The 24636-nt window shown below is 49.6% G+C and carries 18 protein-coding genes; 13 read left to right on the top strand and 5 right to left on the bottom strand.

The genetic code is table 11. The features are described 5' to 3' along the window. Positions 1-140 precede the first annotated feature (140 nt). Positions 141-770 carry a hypothetical protein gene (locus Mal48_RS07785; RefSeq protein WP_145197706.1) on the top strand — a complete coding sequence of 210 codons (630 nt, stop codon included), beginning with the start codon at positions 141-143 and terminating at the stop codon, positions 768-770. A 228-nt stretch (positions 771-998) separates the two neighbouring features. Here the strand turns inward: Mal48_RS07785 and Mal48_RS07780 are convergent, their stop codons facing one another. Both Mal48_RS07780 and Mal48_RS07775 read right to left on the bottom strand, forming a co-directional pair. Further along, a complete protein-coding gene (locus tag Mal48_RS07780) occupies positions 999-1925 on the bottom strand; it encodes a DUF1559 domain-containing protein (RefSeq protein ID WP_145197704.1) in 927 nt (308 codons plus the stop codon). A 51-nt stretch (positions 1926-1976) separates the two neighbouring features. Further along, entirely contained in the window at positions 1977-2402 is a 426-nt protein-coding gene (locus tag Mal48_RS07775; protein ID WP_145197702.1) for a carboxypeptidase-like regulatory domain-containing protein, read from the bottom strand. A 604-nt stretch (positions 2403-3006) separates the two neighbouring features. On the opposite strand from Mal48_RS07775, the gene Mal48_RS07770 reads away from it, so the two are divergent. The 6 genes from Mal48_RS07770 (at position 3007) to Mal48_RS07745 (ending at position 13189) form a co-directional block, all read left to right on the top strand. Next, a complete protein-coding gene (locus tag Mal48_RS07770; protein ID WP_145197700.1) occupies positions 3007-4692 on the top strand; it encodes a hypothetical protein in 1686 nt (561 codons plus the stop codon). A 328-nt stretch (positions 4693-5020) separates the two neighbouring features. Further along, positions 5021-6553: a hypothetical protein gene (locus Mal48_RS07765; RefSeq protein WP_145197698.1), complete on the top strand. Its 1533-nt coding sequence runs from the start codon at positions 5021-5023 to the stop codon at positions 6551-6553. A gap of 259 nt (positions 6554-6812) precedes the next feature. Beyond that, entirely contained in the window at positions 6813-7841 is a 1029-nt protein-coding gene (locus Mal48_RS07760) for an AAA family ATPase (protein WP_197442155.1), read from the top strand. A 54-nt stretch (positions 7842-7895) separates the two neighbouring features. Continuing rightward, a complete protein-coding gene (locus Mal48_RS07755; RefSeq protein WP_145197694.1) occupies positions 7896-8789 on the top strand; it encodes a DUF58 domain-containing protein in 894 nt (297 codons plus the stop codon). Between the two features lie 74 nt (positions 8790-8863). Further along, positions 8864-10891 (top strand): BatA domain-containing protein, encoded by a 2028-nt coding sequence (locus tag Mal48_RS07750; RefSeq protein WP_145197692.1) that lies wholly within the window; start codon positions 8864-8866, stop codon positions 10889-10891. A 69-nt stretch (positions 10892-10960) separates the two neighbouring features. After that, positions 10961-13189: a hypothetical protein gene (locus tag Mal48_RS07745; RefSeq protein WP_145197690.1), complete on the top strand. Its 2229-nt coding sequence runs from the start codon at positions 10961-10963 to the stop codon at positions 13187-13189. Here Mal48_RS07745 and Mal48_RS07740 read toward each other — a convergent pair whose 3' ends face one another. Then, a complete protein-coding gene (locus tag Mal48_RS07740) occupies positions 13190-14212 on the bottom strand; it encodes a DMT family transporter (protein WP_197442154.1) in 1023 nt (340 codons plus the stop codon). A gap of 316 nt (positions 14213-14528) precedes the next feature. Here Mal48_RS07740 and Mal48_RS07735 point away from each other — a divergent pair, with 316 nt between their 5' ends. The 6 genes from Mal48_RS07735 (at position 14529) to Mal48_RS07710 (ending at position 22466) form a co-directional block, all read left to right on the top strand. Then, a complete protein-coding gene (locus Mal48_RS07735) occupies positions 14529-15017 on the top strand; it encodes a DinB family protein (RefSeq protein ID WP_145197686.1) in 489 nt (162 codons plus the stop codon). A 266-nt stretch (positions 15018-15283) separates the two neighbouring features. Continuing rightward, positions 15284-16888: a DUF1549 domain-containing protein gene (locus Mal48_RS07730; RefSeq protein ID WP_145197684.1), complete on the top strand. Its 1605-nt coding sequence runs from the start codon at positions 15284-15286 to the stop codon at positions 16886-16888. Positions 16889-17046: 158 nt separating this feature from the next. Beyond that, positions 17047-18339 (top strand): DUF1501 domain-containing protein, encoded by a 1293-nt coding sequence (locus Mal48_RS07725; RefSeq protein ID WP_145197682.1) that lies wholly within the window; start codon positions 17047-17049, stop codon positions 18337-18339. A 412-nt stretch (positions 18340-18751) separates the two neighbouring features. Beyond that, positions 18752-20038 carry a beta-ketoacyl-[acyl-carrier-protein] synthase family protein gene (locus Mal48_RS07720; protein ID WP_145197680.1) on the top strand — a complete coding sequence of 429 codons (1287 nt, stop codon included), beginning with the start codon at positions 18752-18754 and terminating at the stop codon, positions 20036-20038. A gap of 505 nt (positions 20039-20543) precedes the next feature. Continuing rightward, the gene (locus Mal48_RS07715) at positions 20544-21848 is read left to right on the top strand and encodes a phenylacetate--CoA ligase family protein (protein WP_145197678.1); all 1305 of its coding nucleotides are present in this window, start codon (positions 20544-20546) and stop codon (positions 21846-21848) included. A gap of 192 nt (positions 21849-22040) precedes the next feature. After that, complete coding sequence (locus tag Mal48_RS07710) at positions 22041-22466, top strand: hypothetical protein (protein ID WP_145197676.1); 426 nt, start codon at positions 22041-22043, stop codon at positions 22464-22466. A 44-nt stretch (positions 22467-22510) separates the two neighbouring features. Here Mal48_RS07710 and Mal48_RS07705 read toward each other — a convergent pair whose 3' ends face one another. Then, entirely contained in the window at positions 22511-23455 is a 945-nt protein-coding gene (locus Mal48_RS07705) for a UDP-glucuronic acid decarboxylase family protein (RefSeq protein WP_145197674.1), read from the bottom strand. 199 nt (positions 23456-23654) lie between these two features. Further along, positions 23655-24623 carry an NAD-dependent epimerase/dehydratase family protein gene (locus tag Mal48_RS07700; RefSeq protein WP_145197672.1) on the bottom strand — a complete coding sequence of 323 codons (969 nt, stop codon included), beginning with the start codon at positions 24621-24623 and terminating at the stop codon, positions 23655-23657. Between the last annotated feature and the right edge of the window lie 13 nt (positions 24624-24636).

The following is a 24636-nucleotide window of genomic DNA, read 5'->3' as shown; positions in this document are numbered from 1 at the left end:
GAAATCATTTTCGCGTAGCTTGTCTGAGTAAAAAACTTTTCACGAGACAGGCTCCCAGAAGACTCGCACTGTCGAACTTCGAAATGATAGATTGTGTCGCCTCAATGAACTGTTACGCCGCTCGATGATGGATTACCGCGATGGTCGAATTACTGGATGTATTATTTGAAAAGCTGGAGGACCATTGGGTCAAGATTGTGACAGCTGCGATCTTCATGTTCGTCGGTTGGTTGTTCGGGAAACGTCGTGCTGCAAAAAACTGGGAGAAGCGTGAGTTCTTTGATCGCCTGAATGTTTCGCTGAATATCATTCGAGACGGAAACCTCAAAATCCGGACACTGAATGAAACTCGCTGCGAACTGCTCTTTCCTAATTCTCAAGCGGCACTGGCAGTCATCGAAGCAGCCAAGAAGACAACTCTTGAAGACCCAATTCTGCCATTGCCAGAGAAAGACTACTGGTATTACCTGAATGCTGTGCTGAATGAAATCTCCGAACAATTCGCAACCGGGGCTCTTCGGTCTGACTTGGGACTTCCGGTCTCGTGCGATCAGTTTGTCATTTGTCTGACTAGTGAGGCCGATGGCAATATCCGTATGCGAAAGATCCGCGCGATGGTAATCCGAAAATCTCTCCTGGAAAATCTTCCTAAAGAGTGCCCCAAACTTGCACGCAAGCAGCACAGCACACGCTGGAGCACTCTTCAAAAACTGGCTGCCGCATACAAGGCAACTCCTGAGCGTTTCATGGTTGTTGAACTGTGCCAATAAAAAATCGCCACGCACTTTTGCTGTGCGTGGCGATTCTGAATAGTCATCTAGAGCATCTTTCGAATTGGTTTGCAGGATCTGCCTCGCGGCGAACAGTATTTTAACTAGAACCAGTCCGAAAACTTCTGAAATGGCCGCTTTCCTCAACGTTTGACAGAGCAGTTTCAGGTTTCAGGATCAGTTCTAGAGAAATGCTTTCTTCACGAGCACACGGTAGTGCAAACTGCTCTAGAACTCGCCAATCACCTCATTTCCTCTAGCGGTGCTCAACCCGCGCCAAAGATCCAAGTCAATATTCTCTGAAACAAATCGCGTTGAACCATCAACCAAAACGGTTTGAATTCCTCCAACATGGTTGCTTCTCGAGGCAAACATTGTCGGATTGGCACTCGTGGAAACTGCACACGGCAAATTCTGCTCGGGCTGATTATTACAGTAGTAAGATGAATAAATTCGATCTGGAGCTGAACTATTCGGTGGTAAGTATGTAGTGAACTGAGTAGCATCTCCCCACCACAGGAAACCTCGCAAATCTCTGCCTTGTCCCTGAAGCACTTCGGCGACCATCATCGTGGATGAAGTCCCGTCTGTCACATCTCGGAATCGCTTATTCCTGGCTGGTGTGTTATTCCCGGAAATTCGAAATGGAGCATCCCCAAATGTGACTCCATTTAACGTGGACTGCTGACCATAACCTGTATTCCCGAAATTCACGGCATAGCTGTGATTCGTAATGCCTGAAAAGGGTGCATTATCAATATCACTTGGGCAAGAGAGTGCCTTAATCCGAGTACGGACAACAGGTAAATTGACGGAATGGTTATAGCGGGCTGTGTCTGAAGGAATCCCATACTTTCGATTTTTTTCGTACCTATCGTAAAGAGCAGTCTGCTCAATGTAAGGCATGATCCCCACAACCCAAGTTCCCCAGCAACAGCTATACTGTGCAACCGGAAGGCCGTTGTTGACCTCGTGGTAGTTGTGCATCGCAATGCCAATCTGCTTCAAGTTATTTTTGCACTGAGTCCTCCGTGCAGCTTCTCGAGCTTGCTGGACCGCGGGAAGCAACAGTGCGACTAAAATTGCTATGATTGCAATCACCACTAGCAATTCGATGAGTGTAAACCCATCCATTTTTCGTCTACGGTAAGGCATGACTTAAACCTTTTATAAAGGGACCGAAATATCGAGATCTTAATACAAGACCTACTCATTGAGAATTTCGAAATCAAAGACGTTATCCTTGCCCGCATCAACGCTTTTACTAAGAGTACTTTCCGTATTGTATTTCGCTGGGATTTTCTCGACCGCCAACTTATTGGATTCCCCTGGCACTTCTTCTCTTTCCGCAGTCTCATCGGCAGAGAAAATTCGCACAGTGTAGGTTCCGGGAGGTAATCCTTGTGCTGTTGCGATCGAATACTTTCCATCAGCGATCACGGCCCCAGACATTGTTCCTTTCGTTCCCTGGGGATGGAACTCAATTGAACCAGCCTTAACTGGTTGCCCATTCAATGTGACTGTCCCTGAAACCGACTGCCGGTTGAGGGGATTCTTAGAACCGCAGCCGACCAATAAAATTGATACTAAAAAACAAACAGCAAAGCTCTCGATTTTTTTGTAAGGCTGCATGAATTGTCCTGTCAGATCTAATTGAAAATTATTGAATTACTTCAGTGAACAAGCTCAGAGATGAAAATTTAGAAGGGGTGATCAAGTTTCGCGATAGAATTGAATGAAGAGTGTTGATTCAGTAGCAGAGAATTCAGCTACCATTCGTCCGGGTTTCACCTATTTTTTCGATACTGAGGCCTCCTATACTAGAACTGATCCTGAAACTTGAAGTTGCTCTCTCAAACGTTGAGAAAAGCAACTGTTCCAGAGGTTTCCGGACTGGTTTTAAACAATTCAGCCCTCATTGTTTCGTAATCGGGAAGAACCTGTCAAGACACATAAGCGATTGTCGATCATCCAGTTTGAAAATTGATCGCAGAACTCCAGATATATGGGCCTGAGGAGCTACACTTGGAGAGAATCTCATCAATCTGAAGTACATCTGGCAGCCATCCCACAACCAATACCTTCTTCAACGATCTCAATAATTGTCCCCTCATCGTCATGCTCAATACTTTTCGTCTTTAAACAGAATCTGTTGGTAATCTGGAAGTTGACGCGATATTCTCGACCTCAACGCACTGGGTAAGTTGAAGTGGACTCGTTGACCGAGGAGATGCCGATGACGGAGACTCAACTCTTCCGCCCGACAACATTTCTGCCGTTCCTGCTCATCAAGAGCGACTTCGGTGCTTCCTTTGCACCTGGGCGACTCCTCTCATTTTTGTTCTTGACCATATGTGCTCCTCATTTTGCTTTTGCACAACAAGAGGCCATCCATCAACTTGATTTACGCATTCCAAACGGGGCGTTTCCTCAACCGGTTCCGATCCAGCAATTTCAGAGAATTCGGGTAAGAGGGAACGGACAAAACCTACGCATGCAGCAGCCTTTTGTCGTAAGGGGAGGGGCTCTTATTCGGTCTCAACCTCAACAATTCGACCAGCGTCTTAAAGAGAATGGACTTGGGATCTTTGAAAACCGGATCCGGGCCTTCCTTGTTGCTCAAGCGAACTGGATTGATATCTGTTGCGATTTAAGCATGGATCAAAAACGTGATTACGAACAACTCATCGAGAAGGAACTGGAAGAGTTACGAGAGAATCGTGCGAAATACCATTTCACTCTGAGAGATGTCTTGCCGGTGACGCTGACAACTCAAGGAATCACTAATCGGTTTTCAGATGACTCTGAATGGCACAAGAAGATCAAGAATCTTCTGAGCGAAAATCAACGAGAGAAGTTGACTAAAGAGCAAACTTTACGGAACGATCGGCTTCTTTCCGCTCTCGCGGACCACAGCTACTGTGAGTTGACCAAAACTCTTCACTTTACTCCCGATCAGGAAGCGAGTCTCAAAAACCATTTTAAAGCTTATCTGAAGGATTCCGAGCACCTGTTCTATTCGAACAAGCTCGATTCGGTCGTGTTCGACTATCGCAGCACCTACAAGCTTTTAGATGATTTCCCTGAAGACCTATTGAGTCCACCTCAGAGAACTAAGTTGAAGCGAACCGCCAATAGTAAATTCGTAGTGCGTCGTGGGAATCAACCACTCCAACTCAGCATCATCCAGATCAATTTCTCCACAGCCGACAATGAATTCTCATTCGATGAAGCAATCCAAAACTCCCTTGAAGAAACAAAGCAAAGAGTCAGATATCACCTGCAACTCCACACAGATGAAATCGCTGCGATACTGAAATTAACAGAGGCCGAGGTGAAACAGCTTGAACTTGCACAGCTTGGTGTCGCCCAGTATCTCGTTGAAAACCAAAAGAAAACAGTCCGAGAGGATGTCCAGAAAACTCAAGATCGCCTTGAGAAAAGGGGACTCGGAAAAGCTTCAGCGATTCAAATTATCTTCCCACACCTGAGTGATTCCACAATTCTGATGCACCCCATCTTCACCGAAGTCATTAAGAATCTGGGCCCGCATTACGAAGAGTACCAGCGAATCCTCAAAGAACAGTCGCGGTTGAGTCAGGTTTCGTATTTGGTTTCATTACTTGACCGGGAATTATGGTTATCGCAAACACAAAGTGAGTCGCTGCATGACCTGCTTGAGTCTCGACTTGCAGTTCAGATAGAAGAGTTGTCTCCAGAGATCTACGAGATCGTTCTCGTCGCATTCGCCTTGAATTCGATTTCAGACACCGAAATCGAGCAGGCATTGAATGCACCGCAAATTCAAGTTTGGCAAGAACTGAAGCGTCAATTTGAGTTCCAGGACAAGACCACTGCGATTCTGAATTTCCCTGACAAAGGGTCAATTATTTTCAAACTTCCAAAGCAGATTTCGAACTGATTTGAGCCGAAGACTCTCCATCTGGTACTATTTCGCAATCTAGAACTGATCCTGAAACTCAAAACTGCTCTCTCGAATGTAAAGAAAAGCGGCTATTCCAGAAGTTTGCGGACTGGTTCTAAATTATCTCGTTTTTCATTTTTTCTATCTTCTTCAGAAATTTCACTAATATCTTCACTCCCTTGTTCGTATTGATTCCAACTCGTCAAATTTTACGTAGAGGATTCACATTCAGAACTCGAAGAACCAACTTGACCTCAATGTCGACCCGCTTGCGGAGGTCGATTGTAGCTTGAGGTCTCGAAGGAGTTTCTTTCACAGCTCCCGCATGGGTGCATTCCGACTGAAGTTCACGAAGATCACATTGAAGGTCACGCTGAAGATCGTTGTCGTTCTGGCCCTCTCCACCTGCGTCCCACAATCAACTTACGCTTACGATGGACTGAGCGATTTCCTGGAAGACGTCTTCCGAGGCCTGACCGGTCAGAAACGCCCCGCACCATTCGCCCGACCAGTTCAACAGTTTCCACCTCCACCAGAGAAGGAGATGCAAACTCGCAAGGAACGTCTCGAAGCGTACGCCCAGGCACAAAAGAATTGGGTCGAAGAGACCTGCGAGTTAACCGCAGAGCAAATCAAGAAGTACGACGTCCTCATTGCCGAGCAGGTCGAAACGTCGCAAGAGGGCCGGCGCAATGCGAATCAACAGCAACGCGGATTTGCGGACTATTCTCCGATTCGATTCATCACGGATGGTGCCGCCACACTTCAGTTTGCGGGGAATGACTGGGACTTAAAAATCCGGGAGATCTTGACTCAACCTCAAATCGAAAAGCTGGAGGCAGCCAAGCGAAAACGGGTCGACCAGTTGACTCTCTCGCAACGAGACCGGGTCATCAATCTTTTGGACAAGGAGTTGTACTTCACAACTGCTCAGCAAAAAGTCATTGAAGAACACCTCTCGGGACGTCTTTCCAAAAACAGGCTGAAACTTTACTCCCTCAATCCTCAGAATTACTACCTGCAGTATGAGTCGCCTGTTCCACTGTTGTCGAATTTGTCTGATGGAGCGTTGAGTGAAATCCAGAACAAACGCTTGAACCACGTCCGAAATAATTCGAGTTCAGGCCCCAACAGCGAGAAATACATTACATTTATGTCCAACCTGGGTGTTGACGGTTGGTACAAACTTCTCGACGAATCGATTGACTCTCAGAAAGATCGGCTCACTGAAATGGCCGAAGTTCGAATTCACTATTTCAAAAACGAATTCGATCTCGATGAACAACAGCTTCGCCATTTAAGAATCGCTGCCAAGGGGACCGTTGTCTACTGCATGCAAGACTGGAAGGCATCGACGAAAAGAAACCTGAAGCAGTGGGAAGAACGAATGCAGCAACAACAGTTTGGAAATGGAAACTTCGGATTCAGTGTTTCAACTCCAAACTCGTCATCAGTAGAACAGCATCAACTCTGGAGAAACACTCTGTCCGAAATGGGAATCGACTCCAGAAAAAAACTGTCTCAGCGTGACCAGGAGGAGCGCGATGCACGCGTAGAATACTTGGTGACACTACTGGACTATGAACTCTGGCTGACAACAGAACAGCGTGAGCAACTTAAAAAATTGCTACAGAAGAGAATGCCGAAAAGCGAGATTCAGGGCTACGAATATATGTACGAAGTCGTGCAGATCGCGATTCCCCTGGCTCGTATTGAGGAAAAAGAGCTCACGGCAATTCTGGAACCAGAACAAATTCAAGCTTGGAAGACGCTCAAGAAACAATTCGGTTTCAATGGGCGAAACGTAACAATCAATATGCAAAATCAGGGGCAATTCAGTTTTCACATTCCGAATTAGCCTCTCAAGGCCTCTTCGAAGTTCGATAAAAAACGATCCCGGGAACAGTTTCGTCGTTTCAAGAATCATTCACCCTAAGCTGCGAGATTCTCCTCTGACTTGCATTGCATGTCAGTCACCCTGTTAAATCCTTACTCAATCCACTTCATTTGAGACATCAAAACAAGATCGAATTTCAGCTGATCACTCGAAGTGCTCAGCTGCAATACGAGATTTTCGTTATACAAACTGCTCCTCTTTGGGCATGAACAGGATCACAATGTCTTCGACAACTGAATTCAATCAGGAACTCCAATCGGACGATGTCGCCGCAATTGATGAACTTCGCGAGATCTACGCAAAGCTCAGGGCAGAATTGGCAAAAGTGATCGTCGGGCAAGATGCGGTCATCGAGCAAATTGCAATTTGCCTGTTCGCCCGTGGGCACTCATTGTTAATGGGGGTCCCTGGACTGGCAAAAACGCTGCTCGTGCGTCGGCTCGCGGAGACGATGTCATTGTCATTCAGCCGAATCCAGTTTACTCCCGACCTGATGCCAATGGACATTACCGGGACAGACATTCTGCAAGAGTCTCAAGACGGACGGCGTGAATTTGAATTCGTCAAAGGTCCGGTCTTCGCGAATATCGTTCTGGCAGATGAAATCAACCGAGCACCGTCGAAAACACAAGCGGCAATGCTTGAAGCGATGCAAGAGCACCGCGTTACAGTCGTTGGCCGACCTTACGAACTCTCTCCCCCATTCTTTGTACTGGCGACACAAAACCCGGTCGAACAGGAAGGAACCTATCCGTTACCCGAGGCACAACTCGACCGCTTCATGTTTTTGATCTCCGTCGATTACCCGAGTCGTGACGAAGAGATTGAAATCGCCCGAACCACAACCGGCGGCGAATTACCCGAGCTCAGTTCCATTCTGGATGCCGAATCCGTGCTGAAGTTCCAATCACTTGTTCGACGCGTCCCGGTTCCGCAGCACATCTATGAATTCGCAGTCGATCTGGTCCGCCGCACACGTCCGAATGTTGATGAGTCTCCCGATTGGCTCAAGCCGCTTGTCGCCTGGGGAGCGGGACCACGCGCTGTGCAATATCTCATTCTCGGTGCAAAATCACATGCAGCCCTTAATGGAAGTTACATGGCACGGCTGGAAGATATTTTAGCGGTCGCAGAACCGGTTCTCTCACACCGGGTTCTTACCAACTTCAATGCAGAATCCGAAGGAATCCGCAGTAATGATGTCATCCGTCGATTGGTTGATGAGCTGAATGCCGAGAACGCCAGTTAATGCGAACTCGTCAAAGTATTTCTACCCCAATTGTTCAATGTGCGGTTTCGTCTGATGCGTGATTTCATCGATCCCAAAGTTGTTTCCCGGCTGGCCGGACTCCCTTTGGATGCTCGCATTCCGATGATCGGAAGTGTTTCCGGGCGTCACCGGAGTCCCACGCGCGGATCGAGCCTGGAGTTTTCTGAGTACCGAAAGTATGTCCCCGGCGATGATACTCGCCGCCTCGATTGGCGAGCCTGGGGACGCAGCGACCGCTTCTACATCAAAGAATACGAAGCAGATACCAACTTGCGATTGTGCCCGATTGTGGACGTCAGCGGGTCGATGAATTACGGAATCGATGGAACGAACGAAGTCGGAAAACGCAAAATTGATTATGCGCGTCAACTCGCAGGCACGTTGGCGTATCTTGCAGCGTTTCAAGGTGATGCGGTTGGCTTATATTGTGCCGGCACAGAATTCAAAAAAGAGATCCCTCCCAAAAGAAGTGGCGCTCACCTGCGGCATATTCTAGATGAACTCGGAGAGATGGAAGGGGAGGGTGAAACCGGACTGGCAGAGGCTCTTCATAGTGCTGCGGAGAAGATCGCTCAGCGAGCTCTGATCGTGATCATCTCCGACCTGTTCCTCGATACTGAAACTCTCAAGAGCTGTTTTCAACATTTACGATACCGCAAACATGACGTCGCAGTCTTTCACTTACTCGAACAAAACGAGATCGACTTTCAGTTTGACAGACCGGTTCGATTCGTCGACCTCGAAGGTGCGGGTCCGATGCTGGTTGATCCAACAACGATCGCGAAGCAGTATCGAGCGGCAGTCCAGCAATATCTGGAAGACCTCAGCCACATCATGAAAGATTCCGTGGTCGATTATCATCGCGTTGGAATCGAAGAAGACGTTGGAGAAGTGTTGGCAAAATTTTTACTCGCCCGCAAGAAATAATCATCCTCAAAATCTTTCAATCATCTCAATCACGATCAAGAACAGACAGCACAGAAAGACTCGAATTTACATCAATGACGTTCTTACAGCCTTACCTTCTGTTCGCTCTTCCCTTGATCGCGCTACCGATTTTGATCCACTTGATCAATCAGAATCGCCACAAGACGATTCACTGGGCTGCAACGATGTTTCTGTTGCAAGCCCGGAAGATGTCGCGCGGGATGGCACGGTTGAGGTACCTCCTGATCATGCTCGCCAGAATGCTCGCCATTGCTGGCTTGATTTTCGCAGTGAGCAGGCCGATGGCAGGGGGGTGGCTGGGACTTTCAGCCGGGACCACTCCCGAAACCACGATTATCGTGTTGGACCGTTCAGCAAGTATGGAAGAGCAGGGGAGAGGCAGTTCGCTCTCCAAGCGAGAAACCGCACTCAAGAAACTTTCCGATCTCATCACCAACACAGGTCGAAACACACAATTGGTTCTGTTCGAGAGTACGAGCTCTGAGCCAATCAAAATCAACACGGCGAGTGAACTTCTCGAACTCCCTGAAACACAATCGACGGCAACAGCTGCGGACATTCCTGAACTCTTGGAACAGGTCACCGAATACATTGTCGCGAACGAGACCGGGCGCACGGACGTCTGGGTCTGTTCCGATCTCAGAGAGTCTGATTGGAATCCTTCTGGTGGACGTTGGGATTCGATCCGCTCACAACTTTCGGACCGCGAAGGTGTGAGACTCTACCTGCTCAACTACCCTGAAACGGCAGCGAATAATCTTTCCGTAAGCGTTAGTGGAGTTCATCGCCGTGAATCGTCAACTGGTGCGGAACTGGTGATGGACATCCGCTTAACAAGAAGTGAAAAGCTCGACGAAAAACAAACAATTCCGATCAACATTGTGATCAACGGGGCAAGGTCGCTGCTCGAAGTTGAAATGAGCGGCTCGGAAGTTGTCAGAAATGGTCACACTCTCCCACTTGATGATGATTCCAAAAGTGGTTGGGGACGCGTCGAAATTCCCGGCGATGCCAATCCGGCTGACAACATCTATCGATTCGTGTACTCCGAACCTGCAATTCAAAAAACGGTGATCGTCTCGGATGATGAGAAAGTCTCGAAAATCCTGGACTTGGTCGCCTCGAATGGAGTCGACCAAAGTCTGACGTATGAATCAGAAGTCTTGCCGAGTGCATCCGCCCCGGCGTTACCTTGGGATGAGACAGCTCTCATTCTCTGGAATGCTCCGCTGCCGACGGGACCGCTGGCGAATCAAGTGAATAAATATCTTAAGGATGGAAAGTCGATCATCTTCTTTCCTCCTGAGTCACCGGGAGATGAAGAGTTCCTCGGAGCGAGTTGGGGGAATTGGGTGAACGTGCAAACTGAACCGCTCTCCGTTCAGCGCTGGCGTACCGATTCCGACCTTCTCGGAAACACTTTGAGCGGCTCACCTCTTCCGGTCGGGAAGTTAAACATCTATGAGTATTGCGAACTCAATTACTCCGAACTGACGCTGCTGGCCCAGTTCGCGCAAGCAGTTCCTCTCCTTTGCAAAGTCCCATCTGAACAGGGTGCGGCTTATTTTTGTTCGTCACTTCCGACAGATGCTGCATCAAATTTCACAGAGAACGGAATCGTCCTGTACATCATGATCCACCGAGCGTTGGCCCGGGGAGCAGCTGTTTTAGGTGCTGCACAACAATTGATCTGTGGCGAAGTGAACGCATCACAAACCGATCAGTGGAAACCACTCGACGATCTCTCCGCCGATCAGCTTCTTTCCCAACGCCGCACTTCCGCCGGACTGTATTCTAACGAAGAAGTACAAATTGCGTTGAATCGCCCCTTGTCCGAGGATGCACCCGCCATCGTCAGCGACGAAGCTTTGCAACGAACTTTAAGCGGAATCAACTACACAAAAATCAACGACGAAGCAGGATCTGCAATGGCGTTGGCAAGTGAAGTCTGGAGGACATTCCTGATCATCATGATCGCAGCACTGTTACTCGAAGCGCTGCTTTGTATTCCTGACCGCCAACAAACGACTCAAAAATTTCCGGGAGTCCCTCAAACTCCGCAACCTTCTACTGCTTCATAGTTACTCACGACTCGTCACGACCCCGAGATTTTCAAATTCAAAACCGTTTCCGCACATTTAGCTTTTCGAATGACTTTTTACTGGACAACCACAACTCTGATTCTTTCGCTGCTGGTCCTGATTGCGGCTGCAATCTGCTGCTGGATCAGTTGGAAGAGGAGCGCGTATTCGCGTTCAATGGGATTGCTGGAGGCACTCAGGTTCTTATTGATCCTCCTTGCGATCATCACCTTGAATCAACCCGAGGTGACGCAGGAATTTCGCCCCGATGAACAGCCAACACTGGTGGTTTTGTATGACACCTCTGAGAGCATGCAAACTCAGGATGTCGTCGATCCTTTAAAGCCTGCTGATGTGCCGCTCACTCGAGCAGCAACCGTCTCTCGATTCATCGAATCGCCTGATCAGGGTGATGAGGAAGCAGAAGCTCCCTCGAAAGTCCCGGAGATCTGGAATCCGGCAACGAAAAAACTCAACGTCGTTTTCGAGCCATTCTCATCAGGCCTTTCTGATCCAACAAAAGGGACGGACCTTGATGCAGCCATTGAGAAAACTGCCGAGCGACATACAAACCTGCGAGGAATTGTTCTGCTTTCTGATGGAGACTGGAACACTGGAAAATCTCCTGCAGCTGCTGCGACAGCTTTACGAATGAAAACTGTCCCCGTCTACTCTGTGGGTGTAGGCAGCGAAGAACGACTGCCCGATATCGAATTGGCGAGTATGGACGCCCCCACATTTGGGATCGCCGGAAAGACGCTACGGATTCCCTTTCAGGTGGTCAGTTGGCTCCCCAGAGACAAAGACATTCTCGTTACACTCACTGGCACACGTGGAGACAAAATCGAGAAGACGATTCGCGTCCCGGGGATGGGTCAGTTTCGTGACACGCTGAACTGGTTGCCGGAAAAAGTCGGGGAATACACACTCAACATTCAGATTCCAGTCGACGACTCCGAGATTAACCCGACGAACAACGAACTCAGCTTTCCGATATCGATCAAAAGCGAAACTCTCAAAGTCCTTGTTGTCGAGTCATATCCCCGTTGGGAATACCGCTATCTTCGTAACGCACTTGAACGGGACCCCGGGGTCGATGTGAATTGCCTGCTGTTCCACCCCGATCTCGATGATGTCGGTGGAGGGCGCGGCTATCTGGAAACGTTCCCCACGGAGAAAGAACTTTTTGAATATGATGTCGTCTTTCTCGGCGATGTCGGTGTCGAACCAACTCAACTCAACTTGGAGAACGTTGAGCACATCCGTCAACTTGTGCGAAGCCATGCAGGGGGACTGGTGTTCTTGCCAGGATTCCGTGGGAAACAAGCCACATTCGCTGCGACCGACCTCGAAGAATTGTATCCGGTCATCAACGACCCCGCCGCCCCGCGCGGTTTTGGGTCTCCGCAGCCATCTCGGTTTACGCTCACAGAATCAGGACGCCGAAGCTTGCTGACTCGCCTCGAAATGGATGAGCGAGAGAACGAAAGAGTCTGGGGTTCACTTCCTGGATTTCAGTGGTACGCCTCTGCTCAGCGAGCCAAAATCGGCGGACAGGTACTCGCTGTTCATGAGACCGAATCCTCGCGATTCGGCCGTGTCCCGCTGATCGTAACCCGGACTTCCGGGACCGGAAAAGTGCTGTTCATGGGAACGGACGGCGCCTGGAGATGGAGGAAAGGTGTCGAAGATTTATACCACTATCGATTCTGGGGACAGGTTGTTCGCTGGATGGCCTATCAGCGAAATATGTCGCAAGGAGAATCGATGCGACTCTTCTACTCACCGGATCGCCCCGAAGCGGACCATGTTTTGACATTAAACGCAAACGTCATGAGCACAGGCGGAGAGCCACTTCGTGACGGAACCGTCATCGTTCAGATCACATCGCCTTCCGGACAAACGGATGCCCTCACACTCTCACCAGCTGGCGAAGATTCCTGGGGGTTGTTCACCGGAACATTCACTCCGAAAGAGGGAGGCCAATACAAGCTGGTCACCAGCTGTGCTGAAACAGGAGCCAAACTCGAAACAACGATTTCAGTGCAGGGAATCGAACGTGAACGCATCGGCGAACCGGCTCGCTTAGACGTCCTTAAGGAGGTCTCAACGATCAGCCGCGGACGCCTCGTTTCAATTGGTGAGATAGACTCTCTGGTTGAAGAAATCGCCGATCTCCCCGAGCCTGCCCCGATCATCCGTCGCTTCCGCATCTGGAGCCATCCCGCCTGGGGCGGAACGCTGATTCTTCTGCTTGGCGTTTTCTGGGTAGGCCGCAAGCTGGCCGGGCTCGCATAGTTATCGGCTGTCGACTTTTTCAGCCGGGCACTTTATCTGTGCAGCGACATTCACGTACGCCGGAGTCGTACATTCAAGACGACTCCGAACAACAGCAAGATTCCTCGCTCGTGCTTTTCTCATCACGACCAGACCACCGATAATCAGCACTCCCCCGACGATTTGAACCGACGTCACTGATTCTCCACGGACGATGAAGGCGCTCGTCATTGCAATCACCGGAACGAGGTTCTGATAGATCGCAGCGTGAGCTGCTCCCGCTTCACGCACACCGTAATTCCACATCACCAAAGCGACGCCAGTCGAAAACACACCGGAATAAATCACCGGGACCCAAACTTGAGGATTCGTCAAACCCGTCATTTCACCTGCCAGATACGGAGCGGCAATCACAAAGTGCAGTGGTAGCATCGACACTGAAGAAACCGCAGAGAGTGTCAACGGAGAGACTTCGCCGAGAAGCTGACGACTCTTAACGGTCCCCGTAGCCCACACCAGTGCAGCGACCAGCATGATCAGGTTTCCCAAGGAATCATCTGAATCTCCACTGATCCCATTTTGGCCTGTAACAATGAGCGTTCCGGCGAGTGCAATGAAGAGCCCCCCCCAAGCCAGGCGAGAGAGTCGCTCTTTGAGAAATACCAATGCCAACAATGCGGTCCACATCGGCACTGTCGACATGATCAATGCTGCATTTGCGGACGACGCATAAGCGATTCCCAGTAAAAATAAAACCTGATACAACCCCGATGCGATCACGGCATATTGAAAGATATTCCACTTCGTCTTTGCAGGAAGCTGGAACACCTTCCAAGGTCGGTCTCGGTAGGCAATCGCTACCAGGACACCTGCGGAAATGAACAGCCGAATCGCATTGAACGCATAAACATTGATATGTTCCAGACCGACTTTCATCACAGGAAGATTGATCCCCCAGATCAAAGCCACTCCGAAAAGCGACAAGTCAGGAAGCAGCTTCGGTGATCTTTGTATCGTTGAGGATTGAGTTGTGGAGGAATTCACAATGGACCAGTTCTTGAAGAGATTCAGCAATAAGCAAGAAGAGAGACTTCAACGTCGAAAGCAGTCGGACACCTGAAGAGAAACCGATGTTCGCAAGAATAACGCAGTCTCTTGCGATTGTATCCAGAATGCCTCTCATGGCAATCTCTGGACGTGCTGGCACAGCAGAGTATGATGAACATCGACAGAACGCATTCGCATTTCCTATGTCCGAGAAGACGACTCTCAGGTGACGAATCGTTCAATTCATCGAGACAGAAGTTGGACTCCCTTAATAAAATGTTCGGGGAAGAAACCAGACACAAGAAAGATTCTTATGGATTCGACAATCACCGCTTTTCGTTTCACGCTTTCGTACGCTAAAGATTTAGTTCACGACATCGATGATGCCGACATGGCACAGATGCCCCATCCGGGAATGAATCATCCCGCCTGGATTCTCGGCCATCTGGCTTTGGGAGCTGATTTCGTCTCTCTCCTTCTGGGCGGTGAACTCGAGACTGACGAACAATGGATGAAGACTTACGGACCAGGCTCGCAGCCGATTGACGATCGCTCTGCTTACGCTTCCAAGGCAGAGTTACTCTCGCTCATGGATCAGTTGTATGAGCGAGCCGAAAAAATCGCGTCGGCTGCAACCGAGGAACAACTCGCAGGACCAAATCAAACACCGTTTCTCGTCGAGCAATTTCCGACAGTTGGCGATCTGCTGATCCACTTGCTGACCACGCATCCCGCTTCTCACTTGGGGCAACTCTCTGCCTGGAGACGCTGCGTCGGCAAGAAATCGGTCCTCGGTGTGTAATACGATCTGAAAGCAGGACAGGTAGACAAGTTGAGCATCCAATCAGTATGAGCTTCACGCGAAGTGAAAACACGTGCTGCGTGGTTGAATCAGCAGGACACGGTCCCTCTCTCCTGCAAATCAGGATTAATCAGGCACGCACTGAAAGCCGCAGAAACGCCTCACTGAGTTGCTCCTGCAGACTTCTCAACCGTATACTATGACTTGACTACGGGCAGCATTTCGGAGTTTCATTTCCATACCCGTTTCCGTCTACAGGTCTCTTAATGCACGATTTTTTTTCTCGACGAGCGGTTCACTTTCTTCTCTGCGTAGCTGTGCTGAGTTCAGCTCTTGATGCAGCACCGAAACGACCAGCCAAGAAAGCTCCACCGAACCTTCCGAATCTCAAGTCCCCGGAAGACAAGATCAAGTTTCTTGAAATGATCCGCGGGAGTTTTCCGGTCCTACGCATCGGACGAGGAAGAACCTATCGCTCAAGAGATCTCGACGAACAACTCGAAAAGTACATCGCGAAAGAAACATCGACGAAACTTTCTCCGATCATCGATGACGAAACTTTCATTCGCCGAGTCTTCATCGACACCACCGGCCATATACCAACGCCTGCTCAAATCAGCAATTTCGTCAAAGTTCAGGACGAGAATAAGCGGGCGATGCTGATCGACGAACTTCTGGAAAGTGATGAATTCGCACGCAAATTAGCTCGCTACTGGCGATCGGTGATTTTCTACGAGACAAGTGCCAATAAAAACACGGTGAATCCGCAAGCACTTGAAGATTGGTTATTCGCTGAATTCAAAGCGGGAACTGGCTGGGACCGAATGGTGGGAGAAATGGTCTCTGCAACCCCCACCCGAAAAAAGAACACGAAGTCGCAAGACAACGGGTGGCATCAGGATCATGGACCGAACAACTTTGTCTTAGCCAATGAGCGAAAACCAGAACTCATCGCCTCTTCAACCGCCCGTATTTTCATGGGCATTAGTATCGAGTGCGCTGAATGCCACGACCACCCCTTCGACAACTGGAAACGAGAACAGTTCCACGAGATGGCAGCCTTCTTCGCTCCTGGAAAGTACTACATGACCGACCAATTCGATCCGTCGGAGAAGACCGTCGTCGAAGCAAAATTTCTTCTGGGAGAGAAGCCCCCCACCTATCTCAAGCCGGATCAACGTCGAGTCGCTGGAGCAGCCTATTTGATCTACAACCCGGACAATTATTGGTTCGCCCGTGCATTTGTGAACCGTGCGTGGAACGAATTGATTGGCGACGGCTTTTACTCGGTCGACAGCTTGGGGCAAGACAAAGAAGTCGTCCATCAACTCGTCGCAAACAAACTGTCCGCCTCGTTTCGATACGCAGGATTTCAACCGAAATGGCTGTACCGAATCATCCTGAACTCCAAAGTCTATCAACGCGAAATCGCCACCATCGACAGCGAAGCAGACCTCTTCACGTCAGTTCGACCTGCGAGATTACGTCCCTACGAAGTCGCTGACACCGTACAGCAACTCATTGGCGAAAATAAGTCTGTCTGGAAGGCCATCAACTCCACTTTTGATCAGAATCCGTCGATTCCTCAACGAGACTTAGAAGGTGCAGTGCAGCAAGCACTGTTGATGATGAACAATGGAACGCTGCACAATAAGCTTGCCAATGGCCCTCTGAAGAAAGAATTGCTTAAAACGAAAAATGACGAGCAAATGATTCGCCAGGCATTTCTGGGCACATTGGCCCGTTCCCCCTCTGATGAAGAACTGACGATGTATCGCAAATTTATCAAGGAGTCCGCAAACCGAAATGAAGCTGCCGTAGACCTGATCTGGATCTTAGTAAACTCCGCAGAGTTCGTAACCAAGCGATAAAACAAATCACGCAGCCTCGAACACTAACTTCATCAGCGTCAACAGAATCCTTGTGCGAAACTCTTGAATGAAGGCGAGTCTCAGAACTTGAGAGGCCACATTCAGAGTCCTGGATCAGTTCAAAAAACATCATCCACTTACGTTCAATCGGAAACGACATGCTCAACAATAATCTTCTGCACGTGAATTTGAATCGTCACGGGGACGTCACTCGTCGCGATCTATTGCGGCTTGCCGGGGGGGGATTCGCCTCAATGAGTTGCCTCGGTCTGTTGCGTTCCATCGGGGTCAATGCCGAAGAAATCAAAAAAGAAGGCCGCTCATGTATCATGGTCTTTCTGAGCGGTGCTCCCAGTCAACTGGAGACCTGGGATCCGAAACCGGGAACCACAAACGGTGGGCCAACAAAAACAATTCAAACTGCAATCCCGGGAGTCGAATTCGCCGAATACTGGCCCAAGATGGCGAAGATGATGAAAGACGTTTCAGTCATCCGCAGCATGGCTGGCAAGGAAGCGGCCCACGACCGTGGGCGGTACCATCTGCGAACGGGGCACCGTTTACTCGGCCCAAACAAGTTTCCTCACATCGGGTCATTGGTCGCACACAAGCTGGGTGATCCGGAATCGGACATCCCAAACTTTGTGAGTATTGGGCAAACTGTCAGTTCAGGATTCCTTGGTGTCGAGGTCGCCCCCTTTGTCATCGACCGAGCCGGTCAGTTACCGGCAAATATGAAGGGTTCCGTAGCCGGAGCGCGGGCAAGTCGGAGGATGGAAATGCTCCGGCAGCAGGACAACCAATTCGTCAAAGCCGGGGCAGAGTCGATTGGTCGCGAACATCAAGAACTCTACCGGAAAGCATCTCGAATGATGACTTCCTCCCGCTTGAAAGCTTTCACATTTGAGGGCGAATCAGACAAAACCAAACAGCAATACGGATCAAACGCATTTGGGCAGAGCTGCCTTGTCGCCCGACGCCTGGTCGAATCGGGCGTTCCGTTCGTTGAGGTTCAACGAGGCGGCTGGGATATGCACCAGAACTTGTGGCGAAATATGCCGAGGACCGCTGGTGAAGTGGATCAGGGTCTCTCGACACTGCTTACTGACCTCAAGCAAAGAGGAATGCTGGAAAAAACTTTAGTCATTTGTCTCGGCGAATTCGGCCGGACACCAAAGATCAATCAAAGAACGCCAGCTGTCGGACGCGATCACTGGGCGAAGAACTTCAACCTGTTGATTGGAGGAGGCGGCGTACAAGGAGGTGTTTGCGTCGGGAAGACCAGTTCGGATGGGATGGAAATTACCGAACGCCCGATTAGCGTCGACGACCTTTTCGCAACGATTTGCACTTCTTTAACGATTGATCCAAACGAAGAACTCATCACTCCGGGGGGAAGACCACTACGTATAGTGGACGAAGGCCTCCCCGTCGACGAGATATTGGGTTAATTGAAATATTGTAAATGAGAACATTCTAATTTTTGAATTCAGGAAACCCATCAAGACTCGTTGACTTTCCTGAATGATTGACGTCTAATAGAATGCAAGTCTTGTGAGTCCCTGAGGGGTCAGGAAAAAGACTCACATGACTTGAAAAGTTGCTTATTCTTTAATTTGTCGTTGCTGAGGGGTCAGTAACGTTCTGAAGATTAAGCTCGTGGAACCGAGTCAAACGTACGTGGGAAAAGTGGACGTTTGCTCATTATAAGGTTGCACCGTTGTGGTCGATTTTCTCGGTTACGTGGAACGTATTGCTCGAGAATCTTGAATCACGCTGGTGTCGCTCATCGAAGCGACGGTCGAACTCCGATATTTAGTAATAAGTATTTGAGTTTTTAGTTTCCGTATGCGAGGTCTAGCTATGAAGGCTGGAAGAAAGGCTCCTCAGGTCGTCATTACTGGCGTTGGGGTTGTCTCACCGGTCGGAATTGGAAATGAACGGTTCTGGAGCAATCTAGTATCCGGGCGTTCAGGTATTAGCCCACTCCGTTCTTTCTCCGCAGACAGTTTCCCTTGCAAACTGGCCGCTGAGATCCATGATTTCGACCCACTAGAACACGTTTATGAAAAGAAATTCCTGAAGGTGATGTCTCGCGACATTCAACTCGGAGTTTCCGCAGCCTCTTTGGCGATGAAAGATGCCGCAATCCAAAGCGGACAAATTTCTCCCGAACGCCTTGGTGTCGAGTTCGGCTCAGGACACATTTCCTTTACGCCAGACGAATTGGCTGAGGCTGCTCGCGATTTTGCAGATCCATCGGAACGAGAAGGGTACACCCGTTGGGGTGAAGATGGACTTGGGAAAATCGCACCACTTTGGATGTTGCGTCAACTTCCCAACATGCCAGCGTGCCATGTTGCCATCGAAAATGACGCTCGTGGACCAAACAATACAATTACGAGTGCTGATTCTTCCATGATTCTGGCGCTCCAAGAGTCTGTCCGCTGTATTCAGCGAGACTCTGCCGATGTCATGATTGTCGGTGCATGTAGTTCAAACATTCATCCCGTTGATATCGCCCGAATCAGTCTGTACGACAACCTGTCATCACAAAGCGATCCGGAAAGTGCCTGCCGACCATTTGACCGAGATCGTGATGGAACGATCGTCGGAGAAGGATCTGCAGTCTTCGTTGTTGAACGATACAGTCACGCCATTGCTCGTGGCGCTGAAATTTACTGCGAAGTCCTCGGAGTCGGATCAGGCTGTGATGGACGTGGATATGAGAACGGCTCAGGCGGACGTGGACTCACAAATGCCATGAACGCCGCAATGAAGCGAGCAGGTATCTCTACGAGCGAAGTGGGACACATTAACGCTCACGGCAAAAGCACACGCCGAGACGACTACGTTGAAGCAAAGGCCTACCACAACACTTTTGGCGTTGATGCAGAGAATATCCCTGTTACTGCCTTGAAGAGTTACTTCGGAAACTTTGAAGCAGGCTCAGGGGCTGTTGAACTTGCTGGTAGTGTCCTGGCCCTCAAGCATGGTCTCCTTCCTGCGACGCTCAATTATAAACATCCTGACCCGAACTGCCGTCTCAACGTCGTTCGTGAACCGGAAAGACTAAAAACTTCGGTCGCAATGAGCGTAAACCGAACCACAATGGGACAAAGTGCCGCAGCGATCCTGCGAGCAGTTTAGAACCAGTCTGAAAGCCTCTGAAATCGCTACTCTTCTCAACGTTTGAGAGAGCAATTTCAATTTTCAGGATCAGTTTTAGAGCCAATCTAAAATTCGTCTTAACAGTTCTGTCTCGTGACGAACAACAATTTTCGTGACGAAGCCCGTTCTACACGGGCACGACCGGCATTGAAAAGATTCTTCAAAACACCCCAGCACACCAAGTGTGCTGGGGTGTTTTTTTATTTCTATGTCCGAAACGAAGAGTCGCATTTCGTCCACGAACCAGTTCCACTAAATTATCATCTGCATTGAGAACTTTTTTACCCACAAACCTAGAGCAACTCCAATATTGGTCTTCACGTTCAGCCTCGTGGCGAGCAGCCTATGAGGTCATCGAAGTGACCTTCATACGCAAGACTGGCATCGGAAAAGACTCTAAAACTGATCCGAAAACCCGCACTTTGTCTCTCAAAAAATGGGAGCATTTTTTGATGCTCTGTTTTCTGGATCCGCAGTAAGTCCCATGACCTCACCACACCCTGAATCGCTCTCGCGAACAGAACTGATTGACCATCAAACATCTCGACTTAAGTCATTGCTTTCGCTTGTCGAGCAGAACAATCCATTTTGGCAGGAACGTTTCAATTCGTGTGGACTTAAATCGGCGGAGTTTCAATCACTCGATGATCTTTCGAAACTCCCGCTCCTGACGAAACAGGAACTTGTTGAGAACCAGAATGCCTTTTCGCCGTTCGGAACCAACCTTTCGGCCCCCATGACAGGCTATTCTCGATTGCATCAAACTTCCGGAACGACCGGAAAACCGATGCGATGGCTGGACACCCCAGAGAGTTGGAACTGGTTCATGGATTGCTGGGCTCAGATCTATCGAATTTGCGAAATCACTCCTGAGGATATCTTTGCGTTCCCATTTTCCTTCGGTCCTTTCATTGGTTTTTGGGCAGCCTTTGAAGGCGCACAACGACTTGGGAACCTGTCGCTGACAATGGGCGGAATGACAAGCGAAGCTCGACTCAATTTGATCTTGGAGATGAATGCAACAATCGTTTGCTGCACGCCGACCTATGCAATGAGACTCGCCGATGTCGCGGAACAACTTGGGATTCCTCTCGCGGAAAGTTCAGTTCGAATGATCATTGTCGCTGGTGAACCAGGCGGGGCAATTCCAGCGGTCCGAAATCGAATCGAAGCAAGTTGGGGAGCCCGAGTCATTGACCACTGGGGCATGACAGACATCGGCTCGCTAGGTGTCGAACCAGCCAATGCCCCTGGTGGATTACTCATTCTAGAAAGTGAATGCCTCGCTGAAGTGCTTGATCCAGAGACCAACGCTCCCGTCCCAGCTGGGCAAACTGGTGAATTGATCATCACGAATTTTGGCCGAACCAGTCAGCCCGTCATTCGTTATCGAACGGGCGACCTCGTCAAGGTGGCGACTCAACCATGCAAGAGCGGATACGAACTCATGCGGCTTGAGGGGGGGATTCTAGGCCGGGTTGATGACATGGTCACCATTCGAGGAAACAATGTGTTTCCTTCGAGTTTAGACGCGATCATCCGTGAGATTCCTGACATCATCGAATACCAGGTCAATGTGATTACGCGACGTTCAATGCCACACATGAAGATTGAAATTGAACCGACCTCACAACGACTCAGTGCCCCTGAATCGCTGGACGCATTAATCGAGCAAGTCGAGCAGGGAATCAAAGATCGTCTCAATTTCCATGCGGAAGTTATTCTTGTCTCAGAAAACGCACTACCTCGGTTCGAAATGAAAGGCCGTCGCTTCTTTCGAAATGACTGAGAAGCTCCGACTCACCGTATCACAATCACAAGTCGTCTTCATCAACAATGTGTATCGGCAATGGTTGCCATCTGTTGAGTATTTCGCGAAACAGAACTGTTTGGTCTTGTCAATTTCGACAACTTCATGATATCGAAGTCTACAAAGCTGAGTTCAAGATGAACGCAGCCGTTTGCAGGAAAGGACTCCGTAATGAAGACGCAATCTGAATCCGATCGCCAGGACGACATTGAACTGGAACTCTCCGGCTGGTGGGCTTTGGGAGCTTTCGGAGTTTTTGTCGCTGGGGGAGCCTTCCTGATCGCACGAGCTCAAGGCCCCGAAGCGGTAGCCACTCTGATGCAGGCGTCACTCATGCTTGTCTTTTTTGTGGGCGGAATCTTACTTGGCTTGCTTTGCATGCAGGCACTCGGCGCCAGCCAACGATGGGATCTCTCCGAAGAGTTTGATTCGGAGAACGAAACCGTTTCGCTGCAACCAACAGTAACACAGACTTCCCAGAAACGGACCGCACGTAGCAGAACCGCCGGTAGCAAAACCGCTGCCGAAAACGATGACGAAATCGACCCGTTTCTTGAGATCCTCAAGAGGAATCACCCTACCCAAAGAGCTGCGTGACTTCCCTAATCATCAACGACAACCATTGCACAGAGTTAGTCGATTCAGCTTTGCGTGTCGAATTGCGTTCGTTGATAGTAGTCGACAGTCTCTTTCAAGCCTGACTTCAGATCAACCTGTGGCGTCCAATCCAATAATGATTTGGCGAGCGTGATATCTGGACAACGACGCTTCGGATCATCCTCAGGGAGAGGTGCTCGAACGATCTTGGAAGAGGACCCGGTCACTTCCAGCACAGCTTCGGCAAGTTCGATCATCGTGTTCTCAGTCGGATTCCCGATATTGACGGGGCCAATGGCTGTGTCCTGATTCATCAATCGAATGAACCCTTCAATCAGGTCTGAGACAAAGCAGAATGAGCGAGTTTGCAAGCCGTCGCCGTACACAGTGAGGTCCTCGCCTCGCAACGCCTGCATGATGAAGTTGGAGACAACACGCCCATCGTTGGGGTCCATGCGTGGTCCATACGTATTGAAGATCCGTACGATTCGCACTTCAACATCATGAGCAAGGTGATAGTTGACACACAGCGACTCGGCCACTCGTTTTCCTTCGTCGTAGCAACTTCGGGGCCCCAGTGGATTCACATTGCCCCAATAGTCTTCAGTTTGCGGGTGAACGTCCGGATCACCATAAACTTCTGACGTCGAAGTATGCAGAATCCGCGCTCCGCAGCGTTTCGCCAGCCCCAAAATATTGACCATTCCAACCGTCGACGTTTTGATTGTTTTGATCGGATTGTATTGGTAGGCCACCGGGGACGCGGGGCAAGCACAGTTGTAGATCTGATCCGCTTCGACGTACAGAGGATGAACGATGTCGTGGCGGATCACTTCGAACTTAGGGTTCCCGATGAGGTGTCGGATATTTTCTTTTCGACCGGAAAAGAAGTTATCAACACAAATGACATCATCCCCTCGCTCTAGCAACCGGTCACACAAATGGCTGCCTAAGAAACCTGCTCCACCTGTAACTAAAATCGTTGACATATTGACCTCTTAATCAGCAGTGGCTGTCGAATGTGTAGAATGATATTGCTTTCGTGCCCGTGAAGGTCTCTCTCACGATTTCATAACACTGCTCGCGACGAGCCAGGTACGTGAAACGGTAAATGAAAAATGCTCTCGGGTTCTTCTCGTTGATTCACTCTTCGCAGCATAATCTATCAACTCAGCTCGCCAGTGAAAATCATTGTTGATCGAGAAGTTTTTGCGCAAACCATGCTGAGGTTTGCTGTAATCCGGTTGTAACGTCTGTCTTCGGAGACCACCCGAGTTCGGTTTGAATTTTCGTTGCTGAGATGAGATTTGAACGCAAGTCTCCTGGGCGGGCAGGGCCGTTGTCGACGTTCGGAACCGTACGTTCCATGTCACGTTTCCGAATCTCTGCCTGACAGTTCACGAGCAAGGCAGATGCGATCTGATTCACATCTGTCGGGACTCCGGTCCCAACATTGTAGGCGACGAAGCCCGGGCTTGCGGATGTCAGAGCTCTCACATTTGCATCGACGACATCGGTCACGTAAACGTAATCCCGGACATACTTGCCATCTCCGTTAACGCGCGCCGGTTCCCCTGCGAGCATCTTCGTACAGAAGATCGCCACAACTCCCGCTTCTCCGTGCGGGTTTTGACGCGGACCAAAAACGTTTGAATAGCGAAGTGCGACCGTTTCCATGCCATGTTCACGTGTGAAAAATTGCAGGTACTGCTCGCCCGCCCACTTGCTGATTCCGTATGGAGAAATTGGATTTGCAGGAGTCGTTTCCGGAGCAGGTTCGGTCACCTCTCCATACAGGACTCCTCCCGACGAGGCGAAGACAAAGCGTTTTGTTCCCACCTCGGCAGCTGACTTCAGTACATTGACCAAGCCGAGAATATTCACGTTTGCGTCAAAATCAGGTTCCCGAACTGAACGAGAAACCGACATTTGAGCAGCTTGATGGCAGAGACTCTCTGGTTGAAACTCTTTGAGGATGCGTGAAACGGCTTTGGCATCGGTGATGTCCGCTTCATAGAACTTGGCAGACTTGGGAACGTTTGCTCTTTCGCCCGAAGAGAGGTCGTCCAACACCGCAACTTCGTGCTTTTGAGCAACAAGCTCCTCGGCAATATGCCCGCCAATAAATCCCGCACCGCCAGTAATCAGAATACGCATCGTTCTCAATTCG

The sequence above is a fragment of the Thalassoglobus polymorphus genome (assembly GCF_007744255.1).
GTDB lineage: Bacteria > Planctomycetota > Planctomycetia > Planctomycetales > Planctomycetaceae > Thalassoglobus > Thalassoglobus polymorphus.
This window is presented reverse-complemented; position numbering and strand designations above follow the sequence as displayed.